The 18,475-nt window shown below is 63.5% G+C and carries 15 protein-coding genes; 10 read left to right on the top strand and 5 right to left on the bottom strand.

What is annotated here, in order from left to right; translation table 11 throughout:
- Positions 1 to 10: 10 nt before the first annotated feature.
- The 4 genes from ACY8GK_RS15520 (at position 11) to ACY8GK_RS15505 (ending at position 5,399) form a co-directional block, all read left to right on the top strand.
- Positions 11 to 865, top strand: a complete 855-nt coding sequence (locus ACY8GK_RS15520) for an endonuclease/exonuclease/phosphatase family protein (protein ID WP_196175530.1) — start codon at positions 11 to 13, stop codon at positions 863 to 865.
- Positions 866 to 893: 28 nt separating this feature from the next.
- On the top strand, positions 894 to 2,876 hold the full coding sequence (locus ACY8GK_RS15515) for a GGDEF domain-containing protein (protein WP_196175531.1): 1,983 nt from the start codon (positions 894 to 896) through the stop codon (positions 2,874 to 2,876).
- Between the two features lie 88 nt (positions 2,877 to 2,964).
- Positions 2,965 to 3,741, top strand: a complete 777-nt coding sequence (locus ACY8GK_RS15510; RefSeq protein ID WP_196175533.1) for an N-acetylmuramoyl-L-alanine amidase — start codon at positions 2,965 to 2,967, stop codon at positions 3,739 to 3,741.
- A gap of 71 nt (positions 3,742 to 3,812) precedes the next feature.
- Positions 3,813 to 5,399, top strand: coding sequence for an EAL domain-containing protein (locus ACY8GK_RS15505; RefSeq protein ID WP_462401583.1), 1,587 nt, complete (start codon positions 3,813 to 3,815; stop codon positions 5,397 to 5,399).
- Between the two features lie 30 nt (positions 5,400 to 5,429).
- Here ACY8GK_RS15505 and ACY8GK_RS15500 read toward each other — a convergent pair whose 3' ends face one another.
- Complete coding sequence (locus ACY8GK_RS15500) at positions 5,430 to 7,208, bottom strand: KinB sensor domain-containing domain (RefSeq protein ID WP_462401582.1); 1,779 nt, start codon at positions 7,206 to 7,208, stop codon at positions 5,430 to 5,432.
- Positions 7,205 to 8,551, bottom strand: a complete 1,347-nt coding sequence (gene algB, locus ACY8GK_RS15495; protein ID WP_196175539.1) for a sigma-54-dependent response regulator transcription factor AlgB — start codon at positions 8,549 to 8,551, stop codon at positions 7,205 to 7,207. The genes ACY8GK_RS15500 and algB overlap by 4 nt, the downstream gene beginning before the upstream one ends.
- A 228-nt stretch (positions 8,552 to 8,779) precedes the next feature.
- Between algB and ACY8GK_RS15490 the strand changes: the two genes are divergently transcribed.
- The 6 genes from ACY8GK_RS15490 (at position 8,780) to ACY8GK_RS15465 (ending at position 14,131) form a co-directional block, all read left to right on the top strand.
- Complete coding sequence (locus ACY8GK_RS15490) at positions 8,780 to 9,592, top strand: BON domain-containing protein (protein ID WP_462403032.1); 813 nt, start codon at positions 8,780 to 8,782, stop codon at positions 9,590 to 9,592.
- A gap of 175 nt (positions 9,593 to 9,767) precedes the next feature.
- The gene (locus ACY8GK_RS15485) at positions 9,768 to 10,052 is read left to right on the top strand and encodes a hypothetical protein (protein WP_462401581.1); all 285 of its coding nucleotides are present in this window, start codon (positions 9,768 to 9,770) and stop codon (positions 10,050 to 10,052) included.
- A gap of 46 nt (positions 10,053 to 10,098) precedes the next feature.
- The gene (locus ACY8GK_RS15480) at positions 10,099 to 10,260 is read left to right on the top strand and encodes a DUF1328 domain-containing protein (RefSeq protein WP_023532363.1); all 162 of its coding nucleotides are present in this window, start codon (positions 10,099 to 10,101) and stop codon (positions 10,258 to 10,260) included.
- Between the two features lie 2 nt (positions 10,261 to 10,262).
- Positions 10,263 to 10,730 carry an inhibitor of vertebrate lysozyme family protein gene (locus ACY8GK_RS15475; RefSeq protein ID WP_196175545.1) on the top strand — a complete coding sequence of 156 codons (468 nt, stop codon included), beginning with the start codon at positions 10,263 to 10,265 and terminating at the stop codon, positions 10,728 to 10,730.
- A 732-nt stretch (positions 10,731 to 11,462) separates the two neighbouring features.
- Entirely contained in the window at positions 11,463 to 12,794 is a 1,332-nt protein-coding gene (gltP, locus tag ACY8GK_RS15470; protein ID WP_196175547.1) for a glutamate/aspartate:proton symporter GltP, read from the top strand.
- A 107-nt stretch (positions 12,795 to 12,901) separates the two neighbouring features.
- Positions 12,902 to 14,131, top strand: a complete 1,230-nt coding sequence (locus ACY8GK_RS15465; RefSeq protein WP_196175549.1) for a nucleoside recognition domain-containing protein — start codon at positions 12,902 to 12,904, stop codon at positions 14,129 to 14,131.
- Positions 14,132 to 14,231: 100 nt separating this feature from the next.
- Here the strand turns inward: ACY8GK_RS15465 and ACY8GK_RS15460 are convergent, their stop codons facing one another.
- From ACY8GK_RS15460 to ACY8GK_RS15450, 3 genes are read right to left on the bottom strand one after another with little or no spacing between them, the layout of a single operon-like run.
- Positions 14,232 to 15,260 carry a DUF5924 family protein gene (locus ACY8GK_RS15460; RefSeq protein ID WP_196175604.1) on the bottom strand — a complete coding sequence of 343 codons (1,029 nt, stop codon included), beginning with the start codon at positions 15,258 to 15,260 and terminating at the stop codon, positions 14,232 to 14,234.
- 43 nt (positions 15,261 to 15,303) lie between these two features.
- Complete coding sequence (locus tag ACY8GK_RS15455) at positions 15,304 to 16,710, bottom strand: M16 family metallopeptidase (protein WP_462403031.1); 1,407 nt, start codon at positions 16,708 to 16,710, stop codon at positions 15,304 to 15,306.
- Between the two features lie 49 nt (positions 16,711 to 16,759).
- Positions 16,760 to 18,418: a Na/Pi cotransporter family protein gene (locus ACY8GK_RS15450; RefSeq protein ID WP_462401580.1), complete on the bottom strand. Its 1,659-nt coding sequence runs from the start codon at positions 18,416 to 18,418 to the stop codon at positions 16,760 to 16,762.
- Between the last annotated feature and the right edge of the window lie 57 nt (positions 18,419 to 18,475).

Genomic DNA, 18,475 nt, shown 5'->3' with positions numbered 1-18,475 from the left:
GCGATTGCCCATGGCCCGCTGGAAAAGCACGCGCGGCATCGGCCTGCACCAGCCGCAGGTCAACCATGACCATCTGCAGGGCTCGGGGCTGCCGGCCGATGGCCGGCTGCGCCTGTTGAGCTTCAATATCCAGGTCGGGATCAGCACCGAGCGCTACCGGCACTACCTGACCCGCAGCTGGCAGCACTTGTTGCCGCATACCGGTCGTGCCGGCAACCTGCAGAAGATCGGGGCGCTGATTGGCGACTTCGACCTGGTCGCCCTGCAGGAAGTGGATGGCGGCAGCCTGCGTTCGGGCTACGTCAACCAGGTCGAGCACCTTGCCCAGCTGGGCGCCTTTCCCTACTGGTACCAGCAGCTCAACCGCAACCTCGGTCGTTTCGCCCAGCACAGCAATGGGGTGCTGAGCCGGCTCAAGCCGCAGGTGCTGGAAGACCATCCCCTGCCCGGCCCCTCGGGCCGTGGTGCCATCCTGGTGCGCTTCGGCGAGGGCGAGGATGCGCTGGTGGTGGTCATGATGCACCTGGCCCTGGGGGCAAAGACGCGTGCCTTGCAGCTTGGCTACATTCGCGAGCTGATCGGTGGCTACCGCCACCAGGTGCTGATGGGCGACATGAATACCCATGCCAACGACCTGCTCGAGCGCTCACCCCTGCGCGACCTTGGGCTGGTGGCGCCGCAAGTCGAGGCGACCTTCCCCAGCTGGCGTCCGCAACGCTGCCTGGATCACATCCTGCTCAGCTCGGACCTGGCGCTGGAGCGGGTCGAGGTGCTCGCGCAGCCTATTTCCGATCATCTCCCCGTCGCGGTGGAGATTCGTTTGCCTGATGCATTGAGTGTGGATACGCTGCCGGTCCTGAGCTGATGGCCCCTACCCTGGCGCGTATCCACCGATGACCGACGAAGCCCAACGCTGGAAAGCGAAGTACCTCCAGAGCCTCGAGCAGCAGGAAAAGCTGGAGCGACGCTGGGAAGCGCGTCTGGACCTGCTGCGTCGCGGCCTGGTGCGCAGTACCCTGGCTGCCGAAGGCAGCGACAAGTCCGTCGACCTGTGCATGAAGGAGATGCGCGAGGTCATTCGCCACGATGACATGGATGCCGCCCTCGCCCGGCTTCTTCCACGCCTGGAAAAGGCCGTGCTCGATTCCGAGCAGCGCCGTGCGGCACGCGAAGACCAGGTCGGCTCGGCCTTGGCCCAGCTGGTCAGCCAGTTGCAGCGCCTGCCGTTGCCTGGTGATATCGCCCGGCCGCTGAAGAAGTACGCCAAGCAGCTTGACGGGCGAGTCGGCCAGGTCCGTGAGCTGCCGTTGCTGCTCGGCGAGCTCAGCGCCTTGCAGAGCCAGGCCCTGGACACCGTGGCGCCTGGGGCGCTGCCTCGGCCTGGCCTGCTGCAACGTCTGTTCGGCGACCGGGAGACGCCGCAGGGGCCAGCGGCGCCTGTCCAGGATGCCGTGCCACAAGCACAGCCTGGCCCCGTTGATCCAGCCCCGACGGACGGGCCAGACCGACCAGAACCCTCCCTGCTGGCCGAGCCGGACATGCTCGACCTGACGTCGCCAGCACCTGGCATTGCAGCTATCGCGGTGCAAACCCCCGCCGCGACCGTCCAGGAAGAGCCGGGGCCAGCCGTGGCGAACGCGCCTCCAGGGCAGGTGCAAGGCGACGCCAGGCCAACGGCGCAGCACGGCAGCGGCGAACCTGCCGAGATGCCCGGCACGCACGCGCCAGGCTCGCCCGGCGACGGTGGGCAATCGAGCGACGCGTTCGATGACGGCCCCTATGCGCTGCCCGATGCCGTCGAACCCCCCTACAGTTCGGTAGCCGCGCACATCGAGCAGACCTTGCTCGGCCTGCTCGACGAGCTGGACCTGCCGGAACGTCACGAGGCCCAGGCCCTGGCGATGCGCGAACGGGTCGCCCGTGGCTTGAACTGGTATGAACTGATTCCGGTACTCGATGATCTCGCGGTGTTGCTACTGGCAGTCAATGACAGTGGCCAGCATGAGTTCGAAGCCTATCTGCAGCAGCTCAACGGCCGGCTGGAAACCTTCCAGAGCCATCTGCGCGAAGCCAGTAGCGGGCATGCCGACAACAGCTCGGCTTCGCGCGAGCTCGATGACCAGCTGCGCAGGCAGGTCGACGGCTTGCAGAGCAGCGTGCATGGCGCGGTCGACCTGGCCAACCTCAAGTCGCTGCTCGAAGGTCGCCTGGAAGACCTGCTCGGCACCATCGATGCGCACCAGCGCAAGCGCGACCTGCGCGAGCAGGAACTGGCCGAACACCTGCAAGGGCTTGCGCAACGGGTCAGCCACATGGAGCAGGAAGCCCTGGAGTTTCGCGAGCATCTCGAAGAGCAGCGGCAGAAAGCACTGCTCGATCCGCTTACCGGGCTGCCCAACCGGGCGGCCTGGGCCGAGCGGCTGGAGCAGGAAATGCGCGCCTGGGACGGGCAAACCGGCGAACTGCTGATAGCGATCCTGGACATCGATCACTTCAAGCGCATCAACGACAGTTATGGCCACCTGGCCGGTGACAAGGTCCTCAAGATCATCGCCGGGCAGCTGCGCAAGCGCTTGCCGGCCCAGCACTTCATGGCCCGTTTCGGCGGCGAGGAATTCGTCCTGCTGCTGCCTCGAACCTCAGCGCTCGCCGCACTGCAACAGCTCGAAGCCTTGCGCGCCGCCGTGCAGGGCTGTCCTTTCCATTTCAAGGGGGAACCGGTGGTCATCACCGTGTCGATCGGCATCAGCTTGCTGCGCGCTGGCGAGCCTGCCGAAACGGTGCTCAAGCGCGCCGACCAGGCGCTCTACCGTGCCAAGGCTCAAGGCCGCAACCGGGTCGAGGCGTGCCCGTACCTGCCCACGCCTGGGCGCTGAGCAGCGCGCCGACGACCCGGCGTGCGCCGCCTGGACAGGTCGGTATACTGGGGCGCTTCACTAGCCCAAGCCGACAGATGCTCTCTTCATGAAAAGATTCCTCATAGCTTCCCTGCTGTCATTGCTGGCCGGCTGTGCGTCGGGCCCGCGCATCGACCGCAGCCATGTCTCGGCCAATCACGACAACCGTGTCCAGTTCGTCGTGCTGCACTACACCAACGCTTCGCTGGAGCGCTCCCTGGCCTTGCTGACCCAGGGCGAGGTCAGCAGCCATTACCTGATCGGCGATGGCCCCGCGACCATCTATCAGCTGGTCGATGAAAGCCGCCGCGCCTGGCATGCCGGAGACAGCCAGTGGCGAGGTCGGACCTGGCTCAACTCCAGTTCGATCGGTATCGAAATCGTCAATCCCGGGTTCACCGACACGCCGGCCGGACGGGTCTGGCACCCCTACAGCGAAGCGCAGATCCAGTCGTTGATCGTCCTGCTCAAGGACATCGTCCAGCGCAACGGCATCGAGCCGCGCAACATCATCGGGCACAGCGACATCGCCCCGCTGCGCAAGCTCGACCCCGGCCCGCTGTTCCCGTGGAAACGCCTGGCCGATGCCGGGCTGGGCATCTGGCCGCAAGCTTCGGCGGTTGCCAGGCAACAAGCCTATTTCCACGCCAACCCGCCAGGCATCGCCTGGTACCAGCAACAGCTGGCACGTCTGGGCTATGGCCTGGAACAGACGGGGGTCCTGGACCAGGCCACGCGCAGTACCTTGGCAGCCTTCCAGATGCATTTCCGCCCGCAACGCCACGATGGCATGCCAGATGCGCAAAGCGCGGCTATCCTGCATGTGCTGAACAGCATGCGTTGACGCCGTCGGGATGGACAGGCCGACTTGCCGGACAGTTGCCTTGACCCATGTTACCCAGGCGGATGTTGCCGATGTCAGCTTCTCTCATCTTGCGTCATGTGCTCGAACGCCCCTGGCTGCTGTCCGGCATTGCCACGCTGGTCAGTGGCGGCTTGCTGCTGCTGGTCAGCCTGGTGCTTACCGTGCAGCAGGCCAAGCAGAACGAGAGCGCCCAGATGAGCGCCCGTGGCGTCCGCTTCCTGGAGCGGCTAGAACAGGTCTTCGGCCAGTTGCGCGAAGGCGTCGACCAATTGCAGGTGCAGCCGCCGGGGCCATGCGACGCGGCGATGCTGGCTGCCCTGCAGCAGCCGGGCCTGAGTTACCGGTTCGTCTATGAAGCGGCCTATGTCGACGGCACGATCGTCTGCTCCAGCCGTGGTGTCGAACGTCAGGGCACGGTGCTGCGGGCGCCGGATATCCATGGCCCGACCTACAGCATCTGGCTCAATACCAGCGCCGAGCCGAACGACGACCGCGCAGCCTTGATGCTTGGGCGCGGCCACTATCTGGTCTCGACCTCGCGTGGGCACTTGACCGATGTGGTCGACCTGCCAGCCGGCGGCAGCCTGCTGGTGCTACTGGACCATAGCAGCCGCGCGATCCCGGTCCTGGGCCCGGTCCAGTCCTGGCCTCCCTTGCCTGATTGGGACCCGAGCTCCGAGCAATCGCCGATCGAGCTGCCCGATCGGTTGATCTACCGGATGCCTACCAAGTCGCCGGATTACCAGCTGGCCCTGATCGTCCCGCGTACCGATGTCCCCCTGGAAACGAGCGGCATGCTCTGGCTGCTGTTTCCCGGCAGCGTGCTGATCGCCAGCTGCATCGGCTGGCTGGTGCTGCAACTGGCCGAGCAGCGTCGCTCGATGAGTTCGGCGCTGCAAGGGGCCTTGCGCCGTGGCGAGTTGCAGGTGCTCTACCAGCCCATCTTCGAACTCGACAGTCGGCGTTGCGTGGGCGCTGAGGCGCTGGTGCGCTGGCGTCGGCCGGATGGCAGCCTGACCAGCCCGGAACTGTTCATCCCGCTGGCGGAAAACACTGGGCAGATCCGGCAGATCACCGACTTCGTGCTGCAACGGGTACTCGAGCAGCTCGGCCAGTTGCTGCGTAGTCATCGGCATTTGTACATCTCGGTGAACCTGGCCGCTTGTGACGTCACGGTGCCACGCATCGGCGAGGTGGCTGCCCGCCTGTTGGCCCGGCATCGCGTCGCCGCCCACCAGATCGCCTTCGAGGTGACCGAGCGCGGCCTGGTCGATGTGGTCGTGGCGCGCGACAACCTGCAGGCATTGCGCAACGTCGGCCATCCGGTGCTCATCGATGACTTCGGTACCGGCTATTGCAGCCTGGCCTACCTGCAGACCTTGCCGGTGGATTGCCTGAAGATAGACAAGGCGTTCATCGACGCTCTGGGCCATGACGCCGCCAGCAGCGGCGTGGCTCCCCATATCATCCGCATGGCCCATGCCTTGCAGTTGCGTGTGATCGCCGAAGGCATCGAGTACGAGGACCAGGCCGAGCTGCTCAGCAGCGAAGGGGTCGACTATGGACAAGGCTGGCTGTTCGCTCGTCCCCTCAGTGCCCGCCAGTTCACCGAACTGGTCGTGCACGGCCGGCGATGAACCAGGCGCGCCAGCGGCTGCCGTGACGGCTCAGGTCGGCAGCGCCATGTAGAACTGGGTGCCTTGCCCGGGTCGGGAAAACACCCCCATGCGCCCGCCATGCAGTTGCACGATTTCCTTGCACAATGCCAGGCCCAGACCGGCGCCACCCTTCTTGCGTCCGACTTGCACGAAGGGTTCGAAGATCCTGCCTTGCTGGCCATAGGCGATGCCTTCGCCATTGTCCTCGACACTGATGATCACGCGTTCGGCGTGGCGTCGGGCATGCAGGCGGATCCGCCCGCCAGTGCCCGTGTGGCGAATGGCATTGTGCAGCAGGTTGTCCATGACCCGGTCCAGCTGGCCGCTGTCCGCCTGGATGCGTGGCAGCGGCAGCTCGAGCTCGGTGAGCAGCTCTATCTGCTTTTCGGCGGCCTGTTCCTCGAAGCGCGCCAAGGCCCGCTCGAGCAGGTCATCGATGGCGCACGGCGACAGTTCCAGTTTCTGCAATCCGCTCTGGTAGCGTGAGAAATTCAGCAAGTCGTTGATCAGCTGGGTCAGGCGCTGCATTTCCTCGCCAATCGTCTCGAGAAGATCGCTTTCGCGCGCCTCGGCAGGGAACTTGACCCGTTCGCGCAGCAGGCCGAAGGCCATGTGCATGCCGGTGATCGGGGTGCGTAGCTCATGGGAAGCACGCAGGACGAATTCGCTACGCACGCGTTCGAACGCACGTTGCTCGGTCACATCATGCAGCACCATCACGGCCCCCAGAATAGGCCCTTGGGGGTGGCTGACCGGGGTCAGGCTGTAGGTGAGCAGGCGCGACTCGTCATCCACCGTCAAACTCAGATCCTCCGGTGGCCGGTCCAGGCTGCCGCCGCGCAGCACCTGGCGCAGCTGCTGTTCCAGTTCCGGGCGCTGCAAGGCTTCGGCCAGGCCGGCCCCCAGGCGACTCTTGTCCCAGCCCAGCTGGCGCTGGGCCACCGGGTTGAGATGCTCCAGTCGGCCCTGGCGATCGATGATCAGCAGCCCATCGTCGATACTGTCGAGTACCGCTTGCAGACGCTGCTGGCCGGCCAGCAATTCGTCGATGTTGGTTGCCTGGTGCCTGCGCAAGGCATCGGCCATCAAGCCGAAGCGCTTGGTCAGCAGGCTCAGTTCGCTGGCCTGGGTGACAGGCAGCGTGACGTCGAAATTCCCCTGCCCGACCTGGTCGGCTGCCTTGGCCAGCGCCTCTATCGGTTGCCCGAAGCGTCGGGCGATATTATGCGCGGTGATGAAGCCGAGGATCAGCACGGCCAGGCCCATGAAGCCAAGCAGGCCGCTGACCAGCAGGGCACGGTCCTGGGCCTGTTTTTCGCCGGTGGCCATCTGCGCGATGGCCCGCTGGTGGGACTCGATCAGCCCGCCGCGCAGCTGGTTGAAGGCCGCGCCGAGCGGATCGTCCGGCCCCATGTTGCGGGCCGGTTCCGGCGTGCTGCGGTAGATCTGGCGGAACGCCTGGTAATCGCGGCTGGCCTTGTCGAAACCGTTGCGTCTGCCGCCCTGCTCAACGCCTTGGTCGAGCAAAGCCTGGAACTTGTCCTGCAGGGCGCTCACCCGCTGCGCATCGACGTCCTTGTCGAGGATCAGCGCCAGCTGGTCGCCCAGGTTCTGCCGAAGCTCGATCCCCAGCTGCAGGGTCTGGGTGATGTCACGCACCTGGACTTGCTGGACCGCAGCCATCTGCAACACGCTGACCAGGCCTAGCAGCAGGCCCAGCAAGGCCACGCTGACCAGTGCCGAGATGCTGAGGAAAAGCCTCGTGCGCAGTTTGATGGTCCATCTCATAGGTGATACTGCTTGCGCTTGCGATACAGGGTCGAGGCGTCGATGCCCAAGGTCCGAGCAGCCTGTTCGAGGGTGTCGCTGGTCGCCAGGACCGCGCCGATATGCGCGCGCTCCAGTTCATCGAGACTCAACGAGGCGCCAATGCGCGGGGCATTGCTCGACGGCTGCTCGGCCATGCCCAGGTGGGCCACCTCGACGCGCTCCTGGGCACAGATGATGCTGGCCCGTTCGATCACGTTGCGCAGCTCCCGGATGTTGCCAGGCCAGCGGTAGTTGAGCAGCGCCGCACGCGCCTCGTCACTGAAGCCACGGGCCGGGCGCGAGTAATCCTTGACGAAACGGGCCAGGAAGCGGTCGGCCAGGGTCAGGATGTCCTCGCTGCGCTCGCGCAAAGGCGGCAAGTGCAAGGTGATGACGTTCAGGCGATACAGCAGGTCTTCACGGAATCGACCTTCGCGGACCATTTCCTCGAGGTTGAGATTGGTTGCGGCAAGGATTCGCACATCGGCGCGACGGGTGACCGGGTCGCCGACACGTTCGTATTCCTTGTCCTGGATGAAGCGCAACAGTTTCGGTTGCAAGGTCAGGGGGAAGTCGCCGATCTCGTCGAGGAACAGCGTCCCGCCGTCTGCCTGGTTGACCCGTCCCAAGGTGCTTTCGCTGGCTCCGGTGAAAGCCCCGCGACTATGGCCGAACAGCTCGCTTTCCATGAGTTCGGCGGTCAGCGAGGGGCAGTTGATCGTCACGCAGGCCTTGCGGGCGCGCTTGCTCCAGCCGTGGATGGCCCGCGCCAGCTCGCCCTTGCCAGTGCCCGACTCGCCAAGGATGAGAATGTTGGCATCGGTGGTGGCCACCTGGCGCGCAGTCTCGAGCACGGCCATCATCGCCGGGCTATGGGAATCCAGGCCGTCCTTGGGCTTGCGGATCTCGCCTTCCAGCGCTTCCAGACGGGCGGACAGCTGGCGCACCTCGAGCTGCTTGGCCGTCGCCAGGCGCAGCTGGTCAGGGCTGCAAGGCTTGACCAGGTAATCGGCCGCCCCGGCCTGGATGGCATCGACAGCGGTATCGATCGCCGAATGCGCGGTAACGATGACCACGCGCATCCAGGGCGCCTGGATACGCATCTGCGCCAGGACATCCAGGCCATTGTCTTCACCCAGGCGCAGATCGAGGAAGCACAGGTCGAATACCTGCCGTTGCAACAGTGCCTCGGCCTGCGCGGCGCTATTGGCCGTGGCGACACTATAGCCTTCGTCTTCCAGGCAATACCGGAACGTGCGCAGGATGGCGGATTCGTCATCCACGAGCAGTATGCGGCCTTGGCTGTCCTGGGCTGACTCCATTTCCTACGCTCCTTTGGGATTTGTCTTGGTTAGTGTCGGAAAAATCGGGCAAGTTGCATGGTCAATTCTGATTGATTTTGCTGATTGCATGCTAGCTGCTTGATGTCGCAGCTGCTAACTCTTTGATTTTGCAAAGATCATGTCATCAGACGGCTTGGTACACCTGTTGCCAGGGCTTTTCCCTTTATGCCTCAGAGGAGTTCCCCTATGCCTGCATCCAAATCAAACATGGCGTTGCTTGCCGGCCTGCTGCTTGGGCATGCCTGGCTGTCGCCTCTGGCACAAGCCGATGAAATCGCCGATGCACGTCTGGAGGGCTCGCTGAAGACGGCCTTGTCCCTCAACAGGGTGCTCAATCCCTTCCGCATCGAGGTGCAGGTCAAGGACCAGACAGTGCGTTTGGCTGGAGAAGTGGAGAACGAGGTAGAGCGAGCCCTGGCCGAGCGGGTGGCCTTGGCCACGCGAGGCATCGATCGGGTGGACAACCAGTTGCAGGTCGACCCTCAGCTGGTGGAGCAGCCACTGGAGCTTCGAGCCTATGCCCAGAGGCTGGAGGATGAAACGCTGGCCGCGATCGTCCGTTCGCGTCTGGTCTGGAGTCGGATCACCCAGAAGGCGCCGATAGAAGTGCAAAGCCGCGAAGGCGTGGTGACGTTGCGCGGCAAGGTCGACAGTGTCGAAGCCAAGGAATTGGCCGGCGTGCTCGCCGAGGGCACCGAAGGCGTCTACCTGGTCAACAACCTGGTCAGTCTGGATACCGCAGCCATGGCCAAGGCTCGGGAAATGCCCGTGGATGCGCCGTCGGGTCCGCAACCGAGCGACAGCTGGGTAGTGGCCAAGATCCAGCAAAGCTACCGTTTCAGCCGCCATCTGGACGGGCTGAACATAAGGATAAGCAGCGACCAAGGCCTGGTTCGCCTGTCCGGCGAAGTGGTGAGTCGCGAGCAGAAGAACATCGCCGTCGAGGTGGCACGACAGATCGTGGGTGTACGTGGCGTGGATGCGGACATGCTGAAGATCGCTACCAAAGTTCAAGGGTGATCGTGCAAAAAGCACGAGATTCTAGCGCGCATCGTGCAGGATACGTCCTGGCTTCTACCGAGTGTCTTGACCAACCCATTGTTTTATAAGGGTTTTTCAGTTTTTAAAAGGCTGGCATGCAGGCTGCACTGTTCACCGTACGTGGCACATAAAAAGTACAGCAGGAGGAGCCGGCATGAACCGTCAAACCATCGATCGTGAGCAGACCACCACCGTGTCGCTGACCCAGGTGCTGTTTCTCACCCTCGCGATGATGCTGACGGTGGTCGCTGGCCAGCTCTACCACACCTGGCAGGCCGCCCGACTGGCAGATCAGGTGGCGGCCCAGACCGCGGTGCTCGCGCAGATCCAGGCCAGCCGTGCCAACACCTTGGTCAGGGCCTCCGAACAAACGCCCGTGACAGAGGCTTCACCGGCCACGCTGGAAAGCGTGGTGCCCCAGGGACGTTGGGTCTTCTGATTCCGACCTGGGCAGATTTCGAAAAAAGGAAACAAGGAGAATCACCATGCTGAGTTGGGCTATCACGTTCCTGATCATCGCCATCGTCGCCGCTGTACTAGGCTTCGGAGGTATCGCGGGCGCAGCAACGGGGATCGCGAAGATTCTGTTCATCGTCTTCCTGGTCCTGTTCGTCGCTTCCTTCTTCTTCGGTCGTGGCAGGAGATAGCAATGAAGGCAGCACTCTGCCGGGCCGTGGCCGTAGCCTTGCTAGGTTGCAGTGCCACGGCGCTGGCGGCCAATGATGGTCAGGTCCGGGTCAACCAGTTGCTTGGCTCGGACCAGGAGTACCGGGAAACCTGGCAAGGCGTGGTCAAGGGGCAGGAGCGTTTGCCCGATTGGGTGATCAACCTGAGCGGTAGCTCGCCACAGCAGATGTCGGCGGTTACCGAGGAGGGCGACCGATATCTGGTAGGGCCGCTCTGCGAGGCCGAAGGCAAGTGCACCTACAAGCGCCTGATCGTGGCTTTCAGTTGGGACAAGGAAGATGCCTACGGCATGTTGGTGGAGGTGCCGGAAGGCCTGCCCGGCGACAAGTCGCCGACTCGGCACGCCAGCTACAGATGGCTGGGCGATCCGGATGACGGCATGAAGGCATTGCTGCAAGAGCAGCTCAAGCGCGATCCGAACTGGTACTGACCAGCGGTCAAGGTTGTAACGAAATGGAAGCTGAACCTTTTTATGATTACAGCTTCTATGCTGCGTCGTACCGAGGAGGCACGACGCATGACCAGGGGGCCGGGCTGCTCTGATCGTTACAGGATCGGAGCGGCCTAGGGGTACAGGGAGTACCTTCCGTATGGGGTCGGGTCAGGTGAAGCGGCATCGGAAGCTACAGGCCAGTCGGGTTCACACCAATCCTACGACTGGCCTGGCTTCCGAAGCGCTACTATACGATCGCTTGTCCTCGAGATCGCCAGGACTCGAAAGGGCTGCGCTTTTCTACCGCGCATCAATTTTTTTCTTTCCCCCTTTCCTTCGAGAACACTTTTCTCACGTCTGTCGAAGCGGCGTTCGGATTGTCGAACAAGAAGCTGTATGGCTCGAAAAGACATGTAGAAATGCCAATTGGTGGCGGGAATGGCCTGTTCGGAAACCCGAATACACATTTTCGGGTGAATCTCAGCTTCCAAAAATTAGATGTTTCTTCATGCCGAACACGCATGGGGTAGTCATTTACGGCATTAGACTGGTCGGGTTGGCCATCGCGATAGTTGCCGCCTTTTTCACCGGCCCGAGCGCCTTTCGTCTGCTTGCGAAGATCCTGAATGTGATGTTCGAAGCAGAACCTGAACCATTGGCCAGCGCACGTAGTATCTGTCCGCATGGTTCGCTCGGAGCCCCCTGATTACCAGAAAAACGGGTGGAAACATGAAAAAGGCAAAAGTGAGTCTTGCCTGGCAGATCCTGATCGGCTTGGTCCTGGGCATTGCCATTGGCGCGCTGCTGAATCATTTCGACGCGCAAAAGGCCTGGTGGATAAGCAATGTGCTTCAACCGGCCGGTGACATCTTCATCCGCCTGATCAAGATGATTGTGGTGCCCATCGTGATTTCCTCGCTCATCGTCGGCATCGCCGGGGTGGGCGATGCGAAGAAGCTGGGCAGCATCGGGCTCAAGACGATCATCTACTTCGAGGTCGTCACCACCATTGCCATCGTCGTGGGCCTGCTGCTGGCCAACCTGTTCCATCCGGGCGCGGGTATCGACATGAGCACCCTGGGCACCGTGGATATCTCCAAGTACCAGGCCACCGCGGCGGAAGTGCAGCACGAACATGCGTTCATCGAGACCCTGCTGAACCTGATTCCCTCGAACATATTCGCGGCGCTGATGCGTGGCGAGATGCTGCCGATCATTTTCTTCTCGGTGCTGTTCGGCCTCGGTCTGTCGAGCCTGCAGGCCGACCTGCGCGAGCCGCTGGTACGCACGTTCCAGGGCGTCTCGGAAACCATGTTCAAGGTCACCCACATGATCATGAACTATGCGCCGATCGGCGTGTTCGCGCTGATCGCCGTGACCGTCGCCAACTTCGGCTTCTCCTCGCTGCTGCCGCTGGCCAAGCTGGTGCTGCTGGTCTACTTCGCCATCGCCTTCTTTGCCTTCATGGTGCTGGGCCTGGTGGCACGCCTGTTCGGCTTTTCCATCATTCGGATCATGCGCATCATGAAGGACGAGCTGATCCTGGCCTACTCGACCTCCAGCTCGGAAACCGTGCTGCCGCGCATCATCCAGAAAATGGAAGCCTATGGCGCGCCGAAGTCGATCTGCAGCTTCGTGGTGCCGACCGGCTACTCCTTCAACCTCGACGGCTCGACGCTGTACCAGAGCATCGCGGCGCTCTTCATCGCCCAGTTGTACGGCATCGACCTGTCGATCAGCCAGCAACTGCTGCTGGTCGTGACCCTCATGGTCACCTCCAAAGGTATCGCGGGCGTGCCAGGCGTCTCCTTCGTCGTGCTGCTGGCTACCCTTGGCAGCGTGGGCATTCCGCTGGAGGGCCTGGCGTTCATCGCCGGTGTCGATCGCATCATGGACATGGCGCGGACCGCGCTCAATGTGATCGGCAACGCCCTGGCGGCGCTGGTGATCGCGCGCTGGGAGGGCATGTACGATTCGGCCAAGGGCGAACTGTACTGGAACTCGCTGCCGCACCTGGCTGACGGCAAGTCCGCGCAGGCTGGCGAGACCGTGCGTCGTTGAGCTGACACGAGCGCAGCGCAGCCCCGATTCGTCGGGGCTTTTCATTTTCCGGGCCAGGCACCGCGATACGTTATCATCCAGGGCATTTTTCCAAGGGGGATCACAGGATGCTCAACGGCCTCTGGCTCGGTTTCTTTCTGGTGGCCACGGTATCGGCGCTCGCCCAGTGGCTGGTCGGTGGCAATGCCGGGATCTTCGCGGCGATGGTGGAAAGCCTCTTCGCCATGGCCAAGCTCTCGGTCGAGGTCATGGTCCTGCTGTTCGGCACGCTCACGCTGTGGCTGGGCTTTCTGAAGATCGCCGAGCAGGCCGGCATCGTCGAATGGCTGGCCAAGGTGCTGGGGCCATTGTTCGCCCGGCTGATGCCGGAAGTGCCGCCGGGTCACCCTGCCCTGGGCCTGATCACCATGAACTTCGCCGCCAATGGCCTGGGCCTGGACAATGCTGCCACGCCAATCGGCCTGAAGGCGATGCGCGCCTTGCAGGAACTCAACCCCAGCGCGACCACGGCCAGCAACGCGCAGATCCTGTTCCTGGTACTCAATGCCTCTTCGCTGACCTTGCTGCCAGTGACCATCTTCATGTACCGAGCTCAGCAAGGCGCGACCGATCCGACCTTGGTGTTCCTGCCGATCCTGCTGGCCACGAGCGTCTCGACCCTGGTCGGCCTGCTTTCGGTGGCGATCATGCAGCGACTGCGGCTCTGGGATCCGGTCGTGCTGGCCTATCTGGTCCCCGGCGCCTTGCTGCTGGGCGGCTTCATGGCCTTGCTCGGTACCCTCTCGGCGGCCGCGCTGGCGAGCCTCTCATCGCTGCTTGGCAACCTCGTGCTGTTTGGCGTGATCCTGCTGTTTTTGCTGGTTGGCGCACTGAAGCGGGTCAAGGTCTACGAGGCGTTCATCGAAGGCTCCAGGGAAGGCTTCGACGTGGCCAAAAGCCTGTTGCCCTACCTGGTGGCCATGCTCTGCGCGGTAGGTGTGCTGCGCGCCTCGGGCGCCCTGGAGTGGGCGCTGGACGGTGTGCGCTATGCGGTCCAGGCGATGGGCCTGGATACCCGTTTCGTCGACGGCCTGCCCACGGCGCTGGTCAAGCCGTTCTCCGGCAGCGCGGCGCGCGCCTTGCTCATCGAGACCATGCAGGCCCATGGCGTGGACAGCTTCCCGGCACTGGTGGCCGCGACCATCCAGGGCAGTACGGAAACCACGTTCTACGTGCTGGCGGTGTATTTCGGCGCGGTCGGTATCCAGCGCGTGCGCCATGCCGTGGGCTGCGCCTTGCTGGCAGAGTTTTCCGGAGTAGTGGCGGCGATCTGCGTCTGTTACTGGTTCTTTGCCTGAGGCCGCCAGCTATCGAGACCGCGCTGGGGCCGTCGAGCGACGATGGCTGACGGATGCCCATGCCGGGGCATGGGCAGGCGCAGTTGTAGCCGCATGACCTTCATGCCGCGGGTTCTTGCCCGTTCTCGACCACCTTGAAGCGCAGCACGCCGATCACCTGGCCATCCTCGGTCAGCACCCTGACCTGCCAGCGCCCGACCGGATCGGGCGGGAAGTTCTGCTTGTGGGTCCAGGCACGGTAGCCTTCCTTGCGACCGCCATGGATATCCAGGGCGATACGGTCCACCTCCTGGCCGTTGTGCTGCCACACATGATAGATGCGCTCGTTCAGTCCGCGTGGCGCGTTGATCGCCGTGTAGGCATACAAGCCATTGCCACGGATCTGGCTGGCTTCTATCGAGTCCAGCGGCTTGCCCGGCTTGCGGTCCTGCACCTGGGTACTGACCGCCACTTCGGTCATCCAGAGCGTGGCAGGCGGCACCCAGGAGCGTAGCAGCCACCCGCCGCCGCCCACTGCCAGGGTCAGCAGCACCAGGGTCAGCGCACGGCGCCAGTGCGTGATGGGAAAGCTGCTGACCAGGCTCGGGAAGGACAGCAGCATGGCTGCGCCAAGGGCCAGCTTGAAGCTTTGCGCGGTGGTCAGGTGAAGGATGATCGGCAAGGCTGTCAACAGCGCGGCGAACAGGGTGAAGGTATGCAGCGCCATGAACAGCCAGCGCCTGGGAGCCAGCCACTTGTAGTAGAGCGGGTCGACGATGGAGACCAGGCCGGCCGCGCCCAACAGGCCGGTGAATACCAACTGGCCGCTGTTCCAGGTCGTGGTGATGAAGAAGAACGGCAAGACGAAGAACAGGCTTTCCTGGTGGATCATCTGGGTCGCATAGCGCAGCAGCGGCTGCGGTATTTCGCGCTTGAAGACCCTGGCGAACAGGCCGGTCAGGCTGTTCTCCAGCATCAGCCAGACCCAGCTGACCAGCATCAGGATGGCGATCCAGCTGGCCAGGCTCGCCTGGCGATCGACCAGGACGAAGCTGCCGATGCCGGACAGGAAACCGCCCAGCGCGATGACGCCGGGATAGCGCTTGAGCAACTCGATCAGGCGCTGGATGAAACGAGACAGTGCGGGCATGGAGGAGAACTGCATGGAGAAACCCTCGTACGATACCGCCTCCTCATCGCTGGCGTGTAGCTCCGCTGGGACGAGGGGCTGGCTGGCGCCGTCGGCGCAGCAACGCCGCGGCCAGTAGCAGGCCGACCACCAGCGCGACAAGGCCGTAAAGCTCGTCATAGCCAAGCAAGGGCTCCTCGATGCGCAGGTAGCCCGGCTCGTTCAATAGATCGTGCAGCGCCGCGTCGGCCTCTTCCAGGCTGACCTCGCGCAACATCCGTGCCGGATCCTTGAAGCGGCCATCGGTATAGGTGTTCAGGGCGCCCCAATAATAGTCGGCCAGGGCACTGTTGCCCTGGGTCGTCCAGCTTTCACGGGCGATGGCGGCCTGCTTGATCCGTTCGAAGGTCTGCGCGTCCAGGCCCTTGTCGCGCAGTTGCTCGAACAATGCCTGAAGCGCCTGTACCGCTTTCTCGACATCGGCACGTTCGAGGTCGGCATTGAGGCTGAGCATGCCACTGTTGCCGAAACTTTCGCGCTGCACCGATGGCCCGTAGGAAAGGCCATGACGAAGCCGCAGTTGCTCGTACAAGGCCCAGTCGAGGTAGCGTGACAGCAGCTCGAGGGTCGAATCATGGGCGTTGTCCAATACCGGCTCGATGAACAGCCAGTGCAGTTTGACGTTGTCGCCCAGCCAGCCACGGGTCAGGTCGCGCCGCTGTTCGGCCTGTTCGGAGATGCTTTCCAGATCGCGCCGCTCCTGCGGCTCGGTGGCTGGCAATTCGCCATAGGTACGCTCCAGATAGGCCGGCAGCAGCCGATCGAGCCCGCCCACCACGATCAGGCTCATGTTGTTCGCGGCGTACCAGCGTTCGCGCAGGGCTTGCACCTGCTCCAGGGTCATGTCGTCCAGGGCGGAGCGCTCGCTGCACTTGAGGCCCAGCTCTACGGCCAGCTGGCTGCTGGCAGGATGACCAATGTCCTGGCGATCGAGCCAGCGCTGCAGATGACCATAGTGTCCGCCATCCTCGCGCTCGATGATCTTCTTCGCCGTCACCAGGTCCTGTTGGTCCAGCCGGGTCTGGCTGATCGTCTCCAGCAGCAGGTCCAGCACCTTGCGCTGGTTGCGCGCCGGAGCTTCGATGACGAACGTGGTGTCGGCGTTGCTGGTATAGGCATTCCACTCGCCGCCCAGCGCCTGCATGCGTGCTTCCAGTCCACCCTCCCCGGTCTCGTCGAGGCCGCTGAACAGCAAGTGCTCGAGCAGATGGGGCAGCTCTTTGCGCGGACAGTCGAAGTCATCCAGGCCGACCCCGACCACCAGACGAATCGACACATGGTCGCGTTCATATCCGGACTTGAGGATGACCTGCAGGCCGTTGGGCAACAGATAGCCTTCGACGCGTGAGCGATCCAGGGCAAGGGTAGGCAAGGTAACAAACAATAGGCAAAGCAACATCAGGTAGCGCACGAGGCAACGCATGGGCGAACTTCCGGGCCGGTCTGCGTCAGGGACGCGTTCAAGGCAGGCGGGCTTCATCCGGCACGCTATCGAGCATCAGCCCGCCCGTGTCCGAGCCACCCAGTACCACATAGGCACTGCTGCAGAACAAAGAGTTCAACCGTTTCATGTCAGCGATCAGCTCCAGGTGCAGCGAACTGGTCTCGATGCTCTGCGGGATCTTGCGTTGCAGGCGGCTGACATGGGCGTGCGCCAGGCGTCGTTCCTGCGCGCGAAAACGGCGTTTTTCACGCAGCAGCTGGCGGGCGCCCTGGGGGTCGGAGCTGATGAATACCGACAGGCCCAGACGCAGGTTGGCCTGCAACTGCTGCTGCAGGCTGGTCAGTTCCTGCAGGCCGACCTGGGAAAATTCGCGTCGTTGCGCGGTTTTCTGCTGCTGCACCTTGCGCAGCATGCGCTCGATCAGGTCACTGGCGAGCTTGAGGTTGATGGCCAGTTCGATGATCTCGGCCCAACGGCGATTGTCCTGCTCGGCGAGGTCCTCCCGTGGCATGCGGGCCAGGTAGAGCTTGATGGCGTTGTACAGCGCTTCAGCGTCTTCGCCCAGGACACGGATCTGCTGGGGGAGCGCCGACTGGACGCCACGCAGCGCATTGAGCAGGCCGTCGAGCATGGTGTCGACGATATCGCCCAGGCGCAATGTCTCGCGCATGGCATTGGCCAGCGCCAGGCTGGGTGTGTCGAGGGCAGCGGGGTCGAGGTGGCGTGGTCGCGTCTGGCCATTGGCTGGCTCGCGCTCCGGCAGCAGCGTCTGGCAGAGCCTGGCCATCGACCCGGTGGTTGGCAGCAACAGCAGGCAACGCAGGGTGTTGTAGGAGAGATGGAAGCCGATCACCAGCTCCTGCGCACTGAAGGGCAAGGTGCCCATCCAGCGTACCAGGGGATCCAGTGCCGGCATCACCAGCAACAGCCCGACCAGCTTGTACAGCAAACTGCCCAGAGCGACCCGTCGACCGGCGGCGTTCTGCATGCTGGTAGTGAGAAAGGCCAGTAGCCCGCTGCCGATGTTGGCCCCGATGACCAGGCCGATGGCCACCGGCAGGCTGATGACGTCCGCGCCGGCCAAGGTCGCGGTGAGCAGCACCGCGGCCAGGCTCGAGTAGGAAACCAGGGCGAAAAGCGCGCCGACCAGCGCATCGAGCAAGAGGTCGCCGGTCAGCGAGGCGAACAGGATCTTCACTCCTTGCGCCTGGGTGATTGGCGCTGCGGCCTGGACGATCAGTTGCAGGGCCAGGATGATCAGCCCCAGGCCAATGCCGACACGCCCCAGCTGCCCGGCGCGGGTCTGCTTGCGCGACAGGAAGAAGATCACCCCGAGGAAGATCAGCAGCGGCGACAGCCATGACAGGTCGAAGGTCAGGATCCGAGCCATCAACGCCGTGCCGACATCGGCGCCCAGCATGATCGCCAGCGCGGGCGTCATCGTCATCAGGCCTTGCCCGACGAACGAACTCACCAGCATGGCGGTGGCATTGCTGCTCTGGACCAGGGCGGTGACCAGGATACCGGCGACGAATGCCAGCGGACGCCGGCCCATGTTGCGGTCCAGTACCCGGCGCAGGTTCGAGCCATACACGCGCAGGATGCCGGTGCGCACGATATGCGTGCCCCAGACCAGCAGGGCGACGGCGGACAACAGATCGAGCAGCGTCAGCATTACCCAGAGCCCTCCTGGCGTGGCCGCAAGCAAAGATCCTCGACGCTTGCCTGGCGA

Source organism: Pseudomonas sp. Marseille-QA0332, from assembly GCF_054950175.1.
Note: the sequence above shows the minus strand (reverse complement) of the source record. Positions and strands in the feature narration are given on the sequence as shown.

Bases quoted from the DNA above. Each gene is read 5' to 3' on its own strand.
- ACY8GK_RS15475 (WP_196175545.1), top strand. From the start codon at position 10,263: ATGAAGGCAGCACTCTGCCGGGCCGTGGCCGTAGCCTTGCTAGGTTGC.
- ACY8GK_RS15515 (WP_196175531.1), top strand. From the start codon at position 894: ATGACCGACGAAGCCCAACGCTGGAAAGCGAAGTACCTCCAGAGCCTC.
- algB (WP_196175539.1), bottom strand. From the start codon at position 8,551: ATGGAGTCAGCCCAGGACAGCCAAGGCCGCATACTGCTCGTGGATGAC.
- ACY8GK_RS15520 (WP_196175530.1), top strand. From the start codon at position 11: ATGGCCCGCTGGAAAAGCACGCGCGGCATCGGCCTGCACCAGCCGCAG.
- ACY8GK_RS15500 (WP_462401582.1), bottom strand. From the start codon at position 7,208: ATGAGATGGACCATCAAACTGCGCACGAGGCTTTTCCTCAGCATCTCG.
- ACY8GK_RS15510 (WP_196175533.1), top strand. From the start codon at position 2,965: ATGAAAAGATTCCTCATAGCTTCCCTGCTGTCATTGCTGGCCGGCTGT.
- ACY8GK_RS15505 (WP_462401583.1), top strand. From the start codon at position 3,813: ATGTCAGCTTCTCTCATCTTGCGTCATGTGCTCGAACGCCCCTGGCTG.
- ACY8GK_RS15450 (WP_462401580.1), bottom strand. From the start codon at position 18,418: ATGCTGACGCTGCTCGATCTGTTGTCCGCCGTCGCCCTGCTGGTCTGG.
- ACY8GK_RS15480 (WP_023532363.1), top strand. From the start codon at position 10,099: ATGCTGAGTTGGGCTATCACGTTCCTGATCATCGCCATCGTCGCCGCT.
- gltP (WP_196175547.1), top strand. From the start codon at position 11,463: ATGAAAAAGGCAAAAGTGAGTCTTGCCTGGCAGATCCTGATCGGCTTG.
- ACY8GK_RS15460 (WP_196175604.1), bottom strand. From the start codon at position 15,260: ATGCCCGCACTGTCTCGTTTCATCCAGCGCCTGATCGAGTTGCTCAAG.
- ACY8GK_RS15490 (WP_462403032.1), top strand. From the start codon at position 8,780: ATGGCGTTGCTTGCCGGCCTGCTGCTTGGGCATGCCTGGCTGTCGCCT.
- ACY8GK_RS15485 (WP_462401581.1), top strand. From the start codon at position 9,768: ATGAACCGTCAAACCATCGATCGTGAGCAGACCACCACCGTGTCGCTG.
- ACY8GK_RS15465 (WP_196175549.1), top strand. From the start codon at position 12,902: ATGCTCAACGGCCTCTGGCTCGGTTTCTTTCTGGTGGCCACGGTATCG.